We start from the raw sequence: 15836 nt of genomic DNA on the forward strand, positions 1-15836 counted from the left end.
AATTCCTTTACAATAAAATAAATAAATCAACACATTACAGGAGAAAAGCTAAATCATGTTAGTATCCCATATTCCGCACTTCATTTTGTAATATGCGAATATTTCCTTAATTTTATTTTTTATTGTTTTTAACAATACATATATTGTCAAAGATTTTAAGTTTTAATACGTAATTTTTCCACCCTTATTAAGAATAATGCTTGAAAAGGCTTATACTACATTATGAAGTGCAGAATATCGTTTAGCATAATATCAACATCAGTTTGTCAGAATCAGGATATCCAGGATTTTAGGATTTACAGGATGGGTTATTTTTGATGCTGGGATAGTGAGCGACAACTTAAAATACATTATCATTATCTACTATTTCTGAATCAAAAATTAACCATTGTTGAAACAGTTCTTTAATCCATACACTGACATCAGGATATTTTTGATTAATAGCTGTTAGTCTATTTTTCATATTCCTTTGATAATAACTGTGATATTCTAAATTTCTCACAGCAATAAAATTTAATGTGTAGGTTAGCATTCTTAATCTAGCTATTGCTAATTTTAAATTACGACGGGAATAATTATCAAATATTCGTGAATTTTCTTTATATTCAGTAAAAGGAGAATAGAGATTATCTTTACTGATTTTCTTAAACTCTATATTATCTAAATCTAATTCATAAAAAGCATCACTACAAATTTCATAATTAATTTTATTTCTTATTTCTGATTCATTGCCTAATTCAAAAGGTTTAATTCCGATATTCCAATACCTATCAATTCCTTTACGATTTCTGAAATGACTAAAATTTTCAAAAAACCGTTTGAACTGTCTTTGATGTTCATCTGATGAGTTAGCAATACCTATGATATGAATATTCTTTTTTTGATAATCTTTTTCTATACAATCTATAGAACGCGATACCCAAGTTGTAAAGTTAAGTTGTGTTCTATTTAAACCTTGTATTAAAAAAAAATTAGCATAATATGAAGTCACAAAACCCCAACTAAAATATCCTTTTTTAATCAAATTGTCAGCAGCACAAATATTTAAAATTGCTTTAGATAAAAGTTTTTCAATATCAGTTAATATATAATTGTTTACATTAGAAATGGTAAATCCGTTTTCATAATCTGTTTTTGATTTATATAAGTTAATCAAATAATCTTTAAAAGAACTTTTAGCATCACTATTACAATTACTAAAAGCAATAGCAATTTCCTCAAATGTTAATGACACCTTTTTTAATCTCCAATCATAACCACAAAATCTTCCCGAACTGCATTTTTTAACTTACTTACTATCATGTCACCAGCTTTCTCTTGTGCTTTAAAACCACCACCACTTGGTAAGTTATCTCTATCAAATTTAAAGTCTTGAATTAGTTTCAGCACTTTAATTGTATTTTCGGTATTAAACAATTGATATTTTTGTATAACCAAATTAAAAATCTCATAAAATGCTTGCATGAGTCCACCAAAACCCACTGTTTTCAAAACATAAGATTTTGGATCTTCCCATTGTTCTAAAAATACAGCTTTAACGGCACGGAAATATATTTCAAAAACCTTATATTGCTGTTCAAAACCATAATTAGCAAGTTTTCCTGTTTTGGGTTCTACATAATCTCTAATTTGATTGACAAATTCATTTAAAGATATGCCAAAACCTGATTCTCCAGTGGTTCTAATTAATTCATATAAAGGACTTTCATCTGTTTCATTTAATCTAATAGCAATTTCTCTGGCACGTCTTTCAGCACTAACTCCTTCTCCATCAAAATCTTCAATATCTCCTTCTAACAAATTCATTAAATCTAAATAAAGAGATGCAGGAACACCTTTTTGAGTTTTATTAATTGTTACAAAAAGTCTTGCTTGATCCTTAATAGATAATCCCAAAGTGGCAATTACCATTAATTTAAAATCAGGGTTTGCATCATAACAACCGTTGACTCTATGCTGTCCATCTATAATTAGACCTAAAGATTCTGTCTCATGTAAAATGAGTAAATTATTATTTTCTTGATAGTCAAATTTGCCTTCATCAATATTGACCAGAATAGAATTAGGTATAATACCCTGTTCTTGATTAATATAATTTTTAATTTCTTTGATTCTCTTTTTAGAAAATGATCTTTGATATCCTAACTTTTTATCATCAATTCTTCGAGAAACATCAAAACGTTCATAAATCATCTTCACAGTAGTTACAAACACAAGCATGGATATGTTGTTTTGAATTACTTGAAATGCGGGAATTTCAATACTCATAAATAATCAAATGTTTGATTGTTAATGTGGATTCTATTATAACATATATCTTTAGTAATTTACCTAGAATAAAGATCATAAACTATAAACTGTCTATTTCTGACAAATTCGTTTACCAGTAACTCCTGTAACAATTCCCTTACAATAAAATAAAGAAAACAAGACATAGCAGGAGAAAGGCTAAATCATGTTAGCAGAATACCAACAACACACCCAAGAACGCGCCCAACTCGGTATTCCCCCCTTACCATTAGACGCAGTACAAACTTCAGAATTATGTGAATTACTGAAAAATCCCGCCACAGGTACGGAAGAGTTATTATTACATTTATTACGCGATCGCATTCCCCCCGGAGTAGATCAAGCAGCTTATGTAAAAGCCGGATTTCTTACTGCTATTGCTAAAGGAGAAATTACCAGTCCCTTAGTCTCTGCTATCCAAGCAGTAGAATTACTGGGAACAATGGTAGGCGGTTATAACGTTCAATCCTTAATTGATTTACTCTCTTCCCCGGTAGCGGAAACCGCAGCAATAGCATTGAGCAAAATCCTGTTAGTTTATGATGCGTTTCATGATGTATTAGAACTATCAAAAACCAACAAATACGCTAAAAAAGTGGTAGACTCCTGGTCCGCAGCGGAATGGTTTACCACTCGTCCCACATTACCAGCATCTATCACCGTCACGGTTTTCAAAGTTCCCGGAGAAACTAACACTGACGACTTATCACCAGCAACCCACGCTACAACCCGTCCAGATATTCCTTTACACGCCTTAGCAATGTTAGAAACCCGACAACCGGGAAGTTTAGAAACCATTGCAGACTTAAAGAAAAAAGGACATCCTGTGGCCTATGTCGGTGACGTGGTGGGTACAGGTTCATCTCGTAAATCTGCAATCAATTCTGTATTATGGCATTTAGGTAATGATATCCCCTTTGTACCAAATAAACGGGCTGGAGGCTATATTTTGGGTAGTGCGATCGCACCTATCTTTTTTAACACCGCCGAAGATGCGGGAGCTTTACCCATACAATGCGATGTTACAAAAATGGCAACTGGTGACGTAATTACCATCTACCCCTACAAAGGTGAAGTTACCAACGCCGCAGGAGAAGTAATTTCCACCTTCAGCCTCAAACCTGACACCATTTTAGACGAAGTTCGCGCAGGTGGCCGCATTCCCCTATTAATTGGCCGTACCCTCACCGACAAAACCCGTCAAGCCTTGGGTTTAGCACCCAGCGATTTATTTATCCGTCCTCAAGCACCAACCGACACCGGAAAAGGCTACACATTGGCGCAGAAAATGGTCGGTAAAGCCTCTGGTTTACCAGGAGTACGTCCGGGGACATCTTGCGAACCAATCATGACCACAGTGGGTTCTCAGGACACTACAGGACCAATGACCAGAGACGAATTAAAAGAACTGGCTTGTTTAGGTTTCAGTGCAGATTTAGTCATGCAAAGTTTTTGTCACACAGCCGCTTATCCCAAGCCTGTAGATATCAAAACCCATCAAGAACTACCAGACTTCATTTCCTCTCGTGGTGGCGTGGCTTTGCGTCCCGGTGATGGTATCATTCACTCCTGGTTAAACCGGATGTTATTACCCGACACCGTGGGAACAGGAGGAGACTCCCATACCCGCTTTCCCTTGGGAATATCCTTTCCTGCAGGTTCTGGTTTAGTGGCCTTTGCTGGTGCATTGGGTGTAATGCCCTTAGATATGCCAGAATCGGTATTAGTCCGTTTTAAAGGAGAATTGCAACCAGGAATTACCTTGAGAGATATTGTTAACGCCATTCCTTATGTAGCTATGCAGAAAGGATTATTAACAGTGGAAAAACAGAACAAGAAAAATGTTTTTTCCGGGCGAATTTTGGAAATTGAAGGATTACCAAATTTGAAAGTAGAACAAGCATTTGAATTAACAGATGCTTCCGCCGAACGTTCTTGTGCAGGTTGTACAATTAAGTTAAGTGAAGAGACAATAGCGGAATATTTGCGTTCCAATATTGCTCTGTTAAAAAATATGGTAGCACGGGGTTATAGTGATGCCAGAACTATCCTGCGGCGCGTGGCAAAAATGGAGGAATGGTTAGCTAATCCTGTATTATTATCAGCAGATGCAGATGCCGAATATGCAGCAGTAATTGAGATTGATTTAAACGAAATCAAAGAACCAATTGTAGCGGCACCAAATGACCCTGATAATGTTAAGTTATTATCAGAAGTTGCGAATGATCCAGTACAGGAAGTTTTCGTAGGTTCTTGTATGACAAATATCGGACATTATCGAGCAACAGCCAAGGTTTTAGAAGGTGCTGGTGCGGTGAAAGCGCGGTTATGGATTGCACCTCCGACAAGAATGGATGAACATCAATTAAAACTAGAAAAAGTGTATGATGTTTTTGTAAGTGCGAATGCGAGAACGGAGATTCCAGGATGCAGTTTATGTATGGGAAATCAGGCAAGAGTTGATGATAATACAACGGTGTTTTCTACCTCAACTCGTAACTTTAATAATCGCATGGGAAAAGGCGCTCAAGTGTATTTAGGTTCAGCGGAATTGGCGGCGGTTTGTGCGTTGTTGGGACGTATTCCTACGGTTAAGGAATATATGGAGATTGTTGGGGAGAAAATTAATCCTTTTGCTGATAATTTGTATCGTTATTTGAATTTTGATCAAATTGTTGGTTTTGAGGATGAGGGGAGGGTGATTAGTAAGGAGGAACAGGCGGCTTTGGTATAATTTAGGTTAGGGTGGGTCTTGATGGACTCACCTGAAATGTTATAATAGTTTATTATTGGGGTAAACAATGCCAGCAAAAGATATCTACCATGATGGATTTAAAAACGCTTTACTCAAGGATGGTTGGCAGATTATTCGTGATCCTTATACCATTAGATATGAAGGATTAAAACTATTTGCTGATCTTGCCGGAAAAAAGTTGTTTTCTGCACAAAAAGAAGATACTAATATTGTAGTGGAAATTAAAAGTTTCTTGAGTCTGTCCCTAATTCATGAGTTTCAATGTGCTTTAGGACAATATATTTTATACCGTACACTGCTAAGACAATTACATCCTGATTATCGTGTTTACTTAGCAATCGAACAAGAGGCTTATGAAACTTTTTTTCAAACAAAAGGGATTCAACTTGTCATAGAGGAATATAAAATTTTACTGATTGTAATTAATATTGTTCAGGAGGAAATTGTCCAATGGATAAATTAAATAATTATCGTGCAATTGTCAAAAAAATATTAACAGAATATGATCAAATAGCTAGTCAAACTCCTAATATTTCTGGAGTTGATACAGTCTTATCTTTTGATGATGAAAGAGATCAGTATTTATGGTTTGATGTAGGTTGGAATGAAAGAAAACGAGTGAAGGCAATTACTGTTTATGTGAGAATTAAAAATGAAAAGATTTACATTGAGGAAGATTGGACCCAGGAAGGTATTGCAACGGAGTTATTAAGGGAAGCTGTACCGAAAGAGGATATTGTTTTAGCTTTTCATGATCCTGAAACTCGTAAGTTTACAGAGTTTGCTATTGCTTAATAGAGAAAAACTTTGTTAGTATGATTTAGGTTAAGGTGGGTCTGGATGGACTCACCTTAATGTTATAATTTATGTTATGATTAATATTTTATGTGGAAAAGTCAGTTTAAGAAAGCAATATAATCTTTAGAAAGATCGTGTTTCTGTATATTTAGCCGATGTCAAAAAAATGTTACTATAATATCAATGAACTTAAACTAAGGAGGAAAATGGCAAAGGATATCTACCATTTCTTATTTTTTACAATACGAAGATGCCCAACTTTACGCTGATCTACTTGCTGAAAAAACGTTATTAGCTGAACAAAATGATCGTACCATTGTTGTGGAAATAAAAAGTTTTATTAATCCTTCTCTGATGAGGGATTTTGAATTGGCATTAGGACAATATATTGTATATCGTGATATTTTAGATTTATCTGAAAAACATTATGCCATTTATTTAGCTGTTAAAGACACTGTATTTGAGAGCTTTTTTCAAAGAAAATCAGTTAAAGCTATTGTTAAACGTCATCAGGTAGAGTTTATTGTTTTTAATAACGAACAGGAGGAAATTGTATCATGGATAAGCTCACAAGATATGGAGAAATAATCAAAAAAATCTTAACAGAATATTATCAAATTGTTGAAAAAGCTCCTGATTTTCACCCGGAAAATTGTCTAATTTTTGATGACAATAATCATCATTATTTTTGGCGTAGTATTGATTGGGTTAACAAAAAAAGAGTTAATAATACTCATATTTATGTTCGCATTAAAAATGAAAAGATTTACATTGAGGAAGATTGGACCCAGGAGGGAATAGCAACGGAGTTATTAAGGGAAGGTGTACCAAAAGAGGATATTGTTTTAGCTTTTCATGATCCAGAAACTCGGAAGTTTACAGAGTTTGCTATTGCTTAATACTTTCTCTTGATCCTAAATTTAATCTATAGGAAAACAAAAATGAACTTTTACACAGTTGTTCTCAAACAAAGTTCTGATTTTTGGGTGGGTTTGTGTTTAGAAAATGGTATTGTTGGACAGGGAGATACTCAAGAAGATGCAGTTAATAAATTAAAGGACGCAATAGCATCTTTTGAAGATGTTTATGAATCAGAAGATAATATTTATAAATCTCCTATTTCTATAGATGAATTACATGAATTTTTGTTAGTTGAGGAAAAAGAAAAACAATCAGAAATCTATGAATTGAGGAAGGTTTATGCCTAAAAATATACCTTCTTTAAAACCCAAAGAATTAATTAAATTATTAGAAAAAGCAGGTTGTACTTTTCATAGAGAGGGAAAAGGTGATCATTTTACAGGTTGATTTTCACATTTTCACAGGTCTGATTTTTACACTTTTACAAATTTTATTTTCACATTTTCACAGGCTAGAAGCCTGTGCCACTTAATTAGATATAATTCTATGAATTTGGATATACTCTAAATATTAATCATGAACAACATCATACTAACACTATGGAAATAGAACAATCTAAACTTTTATCAGTGGAAACTAATCCACAACTAGACATCAAAAAGAGATGTTTACCCCATTGGGAATTAGCGGGATCTGTTTATTTTATAACTTTTAAAACTTGGGATAAGTTGGAATTAAATAATGAAGCAATGCAAACAGTTTTAAACTGTTGTTTGTTTTTTGATGCTAGTCAAAATAAAAATCAAATTAGATATCGTACTTTTGCTTTAGTAATTATGCCAGATCATCTTCATTGGTTAATGCAGCCTTTACCTAAATCAGAAAATGAATGTTGGTCTTTAAGCAGTATTATACATAGTATTAAAAGTTATAGTTCTAAGCAAATTCCCAAAGTTATGAAGCATATTGGCATTGTGTGGCAAGATGAAAGATATGATCGGATAATGAGAAATCATCAAGAGTTTGTGAATACTTGGAATTATATTAGGGAAAATCCTGTTAAAGCTAATTTAGTGGAAACTCCTGAAGATTATTCTTTTTTATGGGAAGAATTTTAGTTAAAATAATTGTGAATTGTGGAACAGGCATCCTGCCTGTTATCTTATGAAAGTAATTAACACTAATCATTTGATAGAGTTAATTTTAAAAATTTTACAGGTTGATTTTGGAATTTTCACAGTTTGATTTTAACAGTTTCACAGGCTAGAAGCCTGTGCCACTATCTATATTTATGAAGCTTCAAAAACTAACATTTTTTTGTCAAAATATTTTTTAAGTTTTACATATTCTTCTGCTATGTTGAAAAAATCCTCTTTTTTTTCTATTTCTCTAGATTGTTCAAAAATAGCTTCTTTTATAACCTCCCATATTGTTTCATTAACAAAGTAATATCTTGATTTACGGTGTAATAAAATTTCTGATTCACCGATGAGTAATTTTTGTACTTCAGGTATATTAGCGTTGATCATAACATATTCAGTCTCTATATTTTCAGTAAATTTACTGTCTAGTGTTTCATCAATATTTTCACTTTCTTCTTTTGCTAAAATTTTCTTTAACTCTTGTAAAATATCATCATGTTTTTTATCTTTAGTAAATTCTTCAGAAAAATATTTAAGTCTTGCAAAATGAAGAGATGTAGTCATAAATTTTAATTCCTAGCTTGTTTAATATATTCAACTAATTCAGGTAAGCTATTTACTTTTTTCAAGGCTTTTACAAGGCGATCAACTGAATCACAATCATAATATTGTATGTCTATATTAGGAAATTCTGTTTTAAGCTGTTCTAAAATACTCTTATTGTTTTCGTCTAAACGATTAACAGGGAAGATATAACGAAAGCCGCTTGGTTGTCTTCTTTTCAATAGCTTTTTTACGTCATTTATCCATTTTTTAAGACTACCTTGATTAATAGAAGCATCCTAGGATTAAATGTTAAAGGAACTTTGGCAGTGATTCGTAAATTACAGCTAAATGGTAAAATTAATATTTCTGATTTAGATATATTGTACCAACAAATTATGAACGTTAATTTTAGAGTAAAACGAGAAATTTCTGATAGTATTTTTGAGGATTGATAAAGGAATTGTAATTGATGAATATTAAACAAGAACTTAAAGCAATGATTCTACAATTTACTGTATTTGCGATATCTGAAACAAAGCTAAAAATGTACATTCCCAAACTAAACGAGGTTGAGCATAACAAAGTAAATGTTTCCGAGTTTTTTCTAACTGTTGAATAATTTTCGGTTCATGTATTTGTTGCCAATAGTATTGTTGTAAATAATCAATTAACCATAATTGCGCTTCTGTATCTAATTCTTTATCAATTTTCTTCCCTAATTCTAAAGCATGACGATAAGATGTTGGTCTTTTTTTCACCTGTTCCATAAATTCGCTAGGAATATTTTGCAATTGTTGGTAAGATGAAATCGCATTTCCTGGACTACCTGCGGCTATATTTAACACTTCTGGATGTTGCAAAATCTCTGTATTTCCTGTTTGCGTCAATACCTGCTTCATAGCAGCATTATCTAAACGATAAAAAGGAATTTTCTGACAACGAGATACTAAAGTTGGTAATACAGATTCCGGGGAAGGTGCAATTAAAATTAATGTCGCTTTTCCCGGTTCTTCTAAAGTTTTTAATAACGCATTGGCCGCAGATTCTGCCATGGTTTCTGCTTGTTCTAATACTATCACATTTCTCGCCGCTTCTAAGGGTGGACGAGCCAGAAATTGGGTAATTTCTCGAATTTGTTCTAACCGAATTACTGGTGGTGCTTTGCGTTTAACTCCCTTTTGTGCTGCTTCTGCTGGAGTAAATCTTTGTCCTTGATATTGATAAGTTGGTTCTACCCACAATAAAGCTGGATGATTTCTTTGTTTAATTCGATGTTGTAAAATCGGAATTTGATCAGGTTTTACAAAACTGGAAAAAAGTAATTCTATAAAACACTGTGCTGCTAAACTTCTACCCACACCATCAGCACCTACAAACATATAAGCAGGTGCAACTCGGTTCTGTTTAACGGACTGGGTTAGTAATTCTACCGCTTGTTGTTGTCCGATTAATGACGAAAACATAATTATGAAAACAGCCGTTTCTGTAAAATCTTTTGTATATTTTGCTGCACAATTTCTTGACTCCCACTGCTATCTACTCGCACAATTCGGGATGGATAGGATACATATAAATCCTTATATCCCCTTTGTACTCGACGATGAAAAGCAATTGTTTCCTGTTCAATGCGATCTAATGTAGCTTGTCCACGTTTGCGCGATAAACCTACCTCCACATCTACATCTAACCAAATAGTTATATCACTTGTTAAACCTCCAGTAGCAATCTGATTGAGATTATTAATTAGACTCATATCTAAACCCCTGCCATAACCTTGATAAGCAATGGTAGAATCTGTATAGCGATCGCATAAAATATATTTTCCCATAGCTAAATTCGGTTTTAATTCTTCTTCAATATGTTGCGCCCTATCCGCAGCATACAACAAAAGTTCCGTAATATCACTTACTGGCTTATTGGCTGACTTTGACAATAATAACCCCCGTAAATCCTTCCCTAACTCCGTTCCTCCCGGTTCACGAGTCAGCACCACTGAGATATTTAAACTTTCTAGCCACTGAGAACAAAAGTGCATCTGAGTAGTTTTACCACATCCTTCTACCCCTTCAAAGACAATTAATTTACCATTCATGTTGTTAAATTTTGTAGAATTATGATTTTTTAGACATCCCTGTTTGTGTACACTTGATCAAGAAAAGCCTGAAAAGAGGCAATTTCATTAATACATATAATGGTAAATCTGTACAGTATATAAATTCAACATTTCTGGTTATATCTGTGTTGTTATGCTATCATGTCTCCTATTACACTGCGGCGTAAGTGAATGAACCATTTTCAAGCTTTGTAATCTATCAAATTTTCGGAGCTTTTAATGGTCATGTTATTTCCGCCAAACTGTACTAGGATTTGTGACTAAAAATTCAAAAATTTACCAAGAGCCATGACTTTAGCTGTGATTAAATTCTCTTCGGAGGATTGTGGGATTTGCCACAAAATGTCTTTTTATGACGAAAAAGTGGCTGGGGAATTAGGTTTGCAGTTTATAGATGTAAAAATGCAGGATACAGCAACTTACCGCCAATACCGTAATATTTTACTGGCTCAGTATCCAGATAAATCAGAAATGGGATGGCCTACTTACATTGTTTGTAATTCACCGGAGGGAGAATTTGAGATTCTGGGTGAGGTAAAAGGGGGACATCCAAAAGGAGAATTTAGAAGTCGTCTTCAAGAAGTGCTAAATAGCATTGATAATGAGGAACAGACGGGCTAAGTTGCAATCTCCTAACCCTCAAACATCCTGTAATTGACGCGATATGTAAGGGTTTAGCAGTGCTAAACCCCTTAACGGGTGACAAGTTATGCATCACTTTTTTGTCAATTTGTCAATAGTAAATTTTTACTATCTCTCAAATTAGATCATTTCTGAGCAAATTTATGGCTAAAATTGTTGAAGGAATAGCTACTAATTTTGTAAAGTTTTGTATTAGCTTGGGAAATTGATTTCTGAAACCATTGTAAATAAAGGGGTTGGAGACTGACATCTTTTGAAGGATCAAAAATTGACAATAATAACCCAATTATGAAATTCTCTGAAATTATAGCAAATCGCTGAAAGTATAGCAACCTCGTTGATAAATAGAAAAGATTCTCAATTAATTATTAAGAAAATCTAAAGGCAAATTGCTATAAGTTATAAATATCAAAAGTATTATTGATTTTATATAATTTAAGCTTATCATACAGCCATGATGAATAATATATCTGATAAATAGCATCTAGGATAAAACTAAGAGCATAATATTGATATTATAATTGTGCGATAGCGAAGCGCTGCTGCAAGCAGTTCGCTCGTTTGACACACAAACCGTAAATCTAGCCAGATTACCAGCTTGGACAATTGAAAATGGTATCATATATTCTCGTTTTGCTTGATTACGCGCGAGGAAATAAGTGAAAGTTTTAGTTATCGGGAATGGGGGACGGGAACACGCTCTAGCGTGGAAATTGCTACAATCTGATCAAATTGAGCAAGTTGTCTGTGTGCCGGGTAATGGGGGTACAGCAACTATGCAAGGTTGTCAAAACTTGTCCCTAGCGGTAGATGACTTTGCAGGTATCAGTGAATATGCAGTAGCTAATAGTATTTCTTTAGTAGTTGTCGGTCCAGAAGTGCCTTTAGCTCAGGGAATTACTGATTATCTGCAAAATCAAGGCTTAATGGTATTTGGTCCAAACAAAGCCGGGGCGCAAATAGAAGCGAGTAAAGCCTGGGCTAAAGCATTAATGGCAGAAGCGGGAGTTCCTACGGCCAAAGCTGCGGTATTTACGGAAGCAGCATCAGCAAAGGCATACATTCATGACCAAGGAGCGCCCATTGTGATTAAAGCCGATGGTTTAGCTGCTGGTAAAGGTGTCACAGTTGCCGAAAATATTGCCCAAGCAGAAGCAGCCATTGAGGCGATTTTTCAAGGACAGTTTGGCAGTGCTGGTAATTCTGTGGTAATTGAAGAATGTTTACTGGGACAAGAAGTATCAATTTTAGCTCTAACTGATGGTTTAACAATTCGGCCGTTGTTACCTGCTCAAGATCACAAGCGTGTCGGTGAAGGTGATACTGGAGACAATACTGGAGGTATGGGTGCTTATGCTCCCGCGCCCATTGCCACAGCGGAGTTAATGGCACGAGTGCAAACAGAGGTATTAGAAAGAACTATCTCCGCTTTACAAGCTAGGGGAATTGACTACCGAGGCGTTTTGTATGCTGGGTTAATGATTACACCTGATGGTGATTTTCGGGTTTTAGAATTTAACTGTCGGTTTGGTGATCCTGAAACCCAGGTAATTTTACCGTTACTGGAAACACCTTTAGAATATCTGATCTTGGCTTGTATAGAACAGCGCTTGGCGGATATGCCACCAATCGCTTGGAAACAAGGTGCAGCGGCGACAGTAGTGGCTGCTTCTGGGGGTTATCCGGGAGAATATGTCAAAGGTAAGGTAATTAATGGCTTGGTAGCAGCAGATATGGCCGGGGCGACCGTGTTTCATGCGGGGACAAAATTAAATGCAGACCAGGAAATTATTACGGATGGCGGTAGAGTGTTAAATGTAACTGGAATTGGTGCGGATTTCCAGGAAGCTTTAGCTCAAGCTTATGCAGGTATTAAAGAAATTGAATTTGATCAGATGTATTATCGTCGGGATATTGGTTATCGGGTTTCTAACGGGTAATTGACGCTCCCCGCCCTATAAAGGGACGGGGATTCTTGTTTCAATTGTTACTAAGTCTGGGTAGAGGGTCATCTCTCCACAAGCGTTAGAAGTTCCGGTGCGCCCCACCGTACTTAGATCATAGCCAGTTTGTTTTAGTGCTTTAGTTAGGATGTTAATTGCAGCATTGTGGTCACGGTCAAGTATGCACCCACATTTACAAACATGAGTTCTAACTGATGGGGTATTACGGCGTTTTCTGATAAATTTCGTCTGTGGGGACTTGATCACTTTTGGGTGTTGACATACTCACCGACCTGAAGGTGCGATGATTCTTGACACTTCACTGGAACACGCCACAAGTGGTCTTATCGTCCCTCCATGTCCGTTTAAAGTCTCCCAATGCCATAAGGCGACTATAACCAAATTCTAACATAAAGCCGTCCTAAAAGCGATGCACTGAGCTTGCCGAAGTGGACGGGGCTTGTATCCCAGATTTTTGGTCAGTCCAAATTTTTTTGTGATTGTATCCCAAATTGTATCCCAACTTGCGCCGCAAAGGGACAAAACTTTGTATGCTGAATCTATATAGTTGTTGATAATTTTTGATTTAAAAAGGTGCAAGAAGATTTTCGCTTAATTGTTGATTTGGTTTCGGTGTTTGCTGTCGCAGCTTGCGGTGGTCTATTAGCAGCACTTTTAAAGCAACCTGTGTTACTAGGATATATCATCGGTGGTATGGTTGTTGGACCTACTGGACTGGGATTAATTAAGGAAATTGTCCAGGTGGAAACTTTAGCCCAGTTTGGGGTGGCTTTTTTGTTGTTTGCTTTGGGTGTGGAATTTTCTTTGACGGAACTGAAGAAAGTTAAGGCGATCGCCCTGGGAGGTGGTACTTTACAAATTATCCTCACTATTCTCGTCACTGTGTTCGTGTGTGGTGTTACAGGAGCTTGGGGAACTTTACCTGCTAAAGGTGTGTTTCTGGGTTCGATTTTGTCTTTGTCTTCCACTGCTGTAGTCCTCAAATGTCTCATGGAACGCAATGAAACGGAAACACCCCACGGACAGGTAATGTTGGGGATTCTTGTCGTCCAGGATTTGGCTCTAGGATTAATGTTAGCTGTATTACCTGCTCTCCATCAACCAGGAGAAGCTATTGGTGTGGCCGTGGTTATGGCTTTGGTGAAGATTGGTTTATTTGCGGCTGGCGCTTATGCGGCGGGAATTTGGTTAATTCCACGGTTATTAAGGTTATTAGCTGGTACGGAAAGTAAGGAGTTATTTTTATTAGGTGTGGTAACAATCTGTTTGGGAATTGCGCTCTTAACAGAATATTTAGGGTTATCCATTGAAATGGGCGCATTTGTCGCTGGTTTGATGATTTCTGAGGTAGAATATGCTGATGAAACTTTAACTATTGTTGAACCTTTACGCGATATATTTGCTAGTTTGTTTTTTGCAGCCATTGGGATGTTGATTGACCCGGTATTTTTGTGGCAAAATCTGGAGTTAATTCTCGGATTAGTGGCTTTGGTTTTTGTAGGTAAGTTTTTAATTATTACTCCTTTAGTCAGGCTATTTCGCTACCCTTTAAAAACTGCTTTAATTGCTGGTTTGGGACTAGCTCAAATTGGGGAATTTTCCTTTGTTCTCGCTAGTGAAGGACAAGCTTTGGGTTTGGTTTCTCGGCGCATATATTTACTAATTTTGGGAACTACGGCTGTTACTTTAATGTTAACTCCCTTTATCCTGCGATTATTACCTTTTTTATTCGATTTTGCGGAATCTATTCCTTGGCTTAAACCCTATTTAGTCAATGATCAAGCTCTTGATTTATCGGCAGATTTACCACAGAAGAATCATATAGTAGTTTGTGGTTATGGCCGCATTGGTCAGAATTTGGTGAAGTTGTTACAGCAATATCAATTACCTGTGGTGGTTATTGACCAATCGGAAAGTCGTATTCAGCAGTTACGGGAAGCGGGTATACCCTATGTTTATGGTAATTCTGTCAGTCTTCATGTATTAGAAACTGCTGGAGTAAGTCACGCTCAAGGTATGGCCATTGCTCTTCCAGATCCGGCAAGTATTCGGCTGTGTTTAAAACGGGCTTTAGAACTATGTCCAGAATTAGATACAGTTGTCCGTGCTACTCAAGATAAAAATATTGAAGTTCTTTATCAATTGGGAGCAAAGGAAGTAATACAACCTGAATTTGAAGCTAGTTTAGAAATGGCAAATCATCTATTAATTGCGGTTGGTTTGTTGCCAGATTTGGTACAACAGAAAATCCAGGAAATTCGCCAAAATCATTATTTAGATTTACGTCCTGAACGTTCTGCTGCTGAAGTTTCTCAGTATTTACAAAAGGTGACTCGTGATCTGAATCGTCGTTGGTATGATTTACCAGCAAATTCTCCCTTAATTGGGATGACTTTAGAAGAAGTGAATATGCGTTATTTAACTGGAGTCAGTTTAATGGCTATTCGTCGTGCTGATGGTGAAGAAATCGATTATCCTAATCATCAAACTACATTTCTTTTAGGCGATCGCTTGTTGGTGGTAGGATCAAACCAGGAACTTAATGCTTTAATCGCCTTTGCTGAGGGGAAAATCACTATTAAATAGAAAGGATTTTGACGAATGCTGGGTAGTCCTATATCAAATTGATTGGCTCTCATATATTCGTAATCATTAAAATGATCACATCAACTGACAATTGACAAAATACTGCATAAAATTAATGAATCTTTGACTTATCAAAAAAC

Annotated in this window: 18 protein-coding genes and 1 pseudogene; 12 read left to right on the plus strand and 7 right to left on the minus strand. The window is 35.7% G+C overall.

What is annotated here, in order from left to right:
• Window positions 1-340 precede the first annotated feature (340 nt).
• Both FFO06_RS15865 and FFO06_RS15870 read right to left on the minus strand, forming a co-directional pair.
• Entirely contained in the window at window positions 341-1234 is an 894-nt protein-coding gene (locus FFO06_RS15865; protein WP_137908904.1) for a hypothetical protein, read from the minus strand.
• A 5-nt stretch (window positions 1235-1239) separates the two neighbouring features.
• Entirely contained in the window at window positions 1240-2268 is a 1029-nt protein-coding gene (locus FFO06_RS15870) for a DGQHR domain-containing protein (protein ID WP_137908905.1), read from the minus strand.
• A gap of 187 nt (window positions 2269-2455) precedes the next feature.
• Here FFO06_RS15870 and acnB point away from each other — a divergent pair, with 187 nt between their 5' ends.
• The 8 genes from acnB (at window position 2456) to FFO06_RS15910 (ending at window position 7821) form a co-directional block, all read left to right on the plus strand.
• On the plus strand, window positions 2456-5023 hold the full coding sequence (gene acnB / locus FFO06_RS15875) for a bifunctional aconitate hydratase 2/2-methylisocitrate dehydratase (RefSeq protein WP_137908906.1): 2568 nt from the start codon (window positions 2456-2458) through the stop codon (window positions 5021-5023).
• A gap of 67 nt (window positions 5024-5090) precedes the next feature.
• Entirely contained in the window at window positions 5091-5507 is a 417-nt protein-coding gene (locus FFO06_RS15880; protein WP_137908907.1) for an element excision factor XisH family protein, read from the plus strand.
• The gene (locus tag FFO06_RS15885; protein ID WP_137908908.1) at window positions 5495-5839 is read left to right on the plus strand and encodes a XisI protein; all 345 of its coding nucleotides are present in this window, start codon (window positions 5495-5497) and stop codon (window positions 5837-5839) included. Before FFO06_RS15880 ends, FFO06_RS15885 begins: the two co-directional genes overlap by 13 nt.
• Before the next feature lie 228 nt (window positions 5840-6067).
• A complete protein-coding gene (locus tag FFO06_RS15890) occupies window positions 6068-6430 on the plus strand; it encodes an element excision factor XisH family protein (protein WP_236097165.1) in 363 nt (120 codons plus the stop codon).
• Complete coding sequence (locus tag FFO06_RS15895) at window positions 6400-6741, plus strand: XisI protein (protein WP_137908910.1); 342 nt, start codon at window positions 6400-6402, stop codon at window positions 6739-6741. The genes FFO06_RS15890 and FFO06_RS15895 overlap by 31 nt, the downstream gene beginning before the upstream one ends.
• A 42-nt stretch (window positions 6742-6783) precedes the next feature.
• Window positions 6784-7050 (plus strand): type II toxin-antitoxin system HicB family antitoxin, encoded by a 267-nt coding sequence (locus tag FFO06_RS15900; RefSeq protein WP_137908911.1) that lies wholly within the window; start codon window positions 6784-6786, stop codon window positions 7048-7050.
• Window positions 7043-7150, plus strand: a complete 108-nt coding sequence (locus FFO06_RS15905) for a type II toxin-antitoxin system HicA family toxin (RefSeq protein WP_199290914.1) — start codon at window positions 7043-7045, stop codon at window positions 7148-7150. Before FFO06_RS15900 ends, FFO06_RS15905 begins: the two co-directional genes overlap by 8 nt.
• A 152-nt stretch (window positions 7151-7302) precedes the next feature.
• Window positions 7303-7821 (plus strand): REP-associated tyrosine transposase, encoded by a 519-nt coding sequence (locus FFO06_RS15910; protein ID WP_137908912.1) that lies wholly within the window; start codon window positions 7303-7305, stop codon window positions 7819-7821.
• Between the two features lie 171 nt (window positions 7822-7992).
• Here the strand turns inward: FFO06_RS15910 and FFO06_RS15915 are convergent, their stop codons facing one another.
• Both FFO06_RS15915 and FFO06_RS15920 read right to left on the minus strand, forming a co-directional pair.
• Window positions 7993-8409 carry a hypothetical protein gene (locus tag FFO06_RS15915; RefSeq protein ID WP_137908913.1) on the minus strand — a complete coding sequence of 139 codons (417 nt, stop codon included), beginning with the start codon at window positions 8407-8409 and terminating at the stop codon, window positions 7993-7995.
• Between the two features lie 5 nt (window positions 8410-8414).
• A complete protein-coding gene (locus tag FFO06_RS15920) occupies window positions 8415-8630 on the minus strand; it encodes a hypothetical protein (RefSeq protein WP_137908914.1) in 216 nt (71 codons plus the stop codon).
• 39 nt (window positions 8631-8669) lie between these two features.
• Here FFO06_RS15920 and FFO06_RS22050 point away from each other — a divergent pair, with 39 nt between their 5' ends.
• Entirely contained in the window at window positions 8670-8843 is a 174-nt protein-coding gene (locus FFO06_RS22050) for a hypothetical protein (protein WP_236097164.1), read from the plus strand.
• A 57-nt stretch (window positions 8844-8900) separates the two neighbouring features.
• Here FFO06_RS22050 and FFO06_RS15930 read toward each other — a convergent pair whose 3' ends face one another.
• Together FFO06_RS15930 and tmk are read right to left on the minus strand one after the other, a co-directional pair.
• Window positions 8901-9854 (minus strand): DNA polymerase III subunit delta', encoded by a 954-nt coding sequence (locus FFO06_RS15930; protein ID WP_137908915.1) that lies wholly within the window; start codon window positions 9852-9854, stop codon window positions 8901-8903.
• Between the two features lie 2 nt (window positions 9855-9856).
• Window positions 9857-10483 carry a dTMP kinase gene (gene tmk / locus FFO06_RS15935; RefSeq protein ID WP_137908916.1) on the minus strand — a complete coding sequence of 209 codons (627 nt, stop codon included), beginning with the start codon at window positions 10481-10483 and terminating at the stop codon, window positions 9857-9859.
• Between the two features lie 309 nt (window positions 10484-10792).
• Between tmk and FFO06_RS15940 the strand changes: the two genes are divergently transcribed.
• Both FFO06_RS15940 and purD read left to right on the plus strand, forming a co-directional pair.
• A complete protein-coding gene (locus FFO06_RS15940; RefSeq protein WP_137908917.1) occupies window positions 10793-11125 on the plus strand; it encodes a thioredoxin family protein in 333 nt (110 codons plus the stop codon).
• Window positions 11126-11805: 680 nt separating this feature from the next.
• Window positions 11806-13086, plus strand: a complete 1281-nt coding sequence (purD, locus tag FFO06_RS15945) for a phosphoribosylamine--glycine ligase (RefSeq protein ID WP_137908918.1) — start codon at window positions 11806-11808, stop codon at window positions 13084-13086.
• A gap of 15 nt (window positions 13087-13101) precedes the next feature.
• On the opposite strand, the pseudogene FFO06_RS22055 reads toward purD, so the two are convergent.
• Window positions 13102-13305, minus strand: a pseudogene (locus FFO06_RS22055) (hypothetical protein); the annotation flags it as partial.
• A 378-nt stretch (window positions 13306-13683) separates the two neighbouring features.
• On the opposite strand from FFO06_RS22055, the gene FFO06_RS15955 reads away from it, so the two are divergent.
• Window positions 13684-15696 (plus strand): monovalent cation:proton antiporter family protein, encoded by a 2013-nt coding sequence (locus tag FFO06_RS15955; protein WP_137908919.1) that lies wholly within the window; start codon window positions 13684-13686, stop codon window positions 15694-15696.
• The last annotated feature ends 140 nt before the right edge of the window (window positions 15697-15836 follow it).

It is taken from the genome of Dolichospermum planctonicum (assembly GCF_005402965.1).
In the GTDB taxonomy this organism is placed as follows: Bacteria; Cyanobacteriota; Cyanobacteriia; order Cyanobacteriales; family Nostocaceae; genus Dolichospermum; species Dolichospermum planctonicum.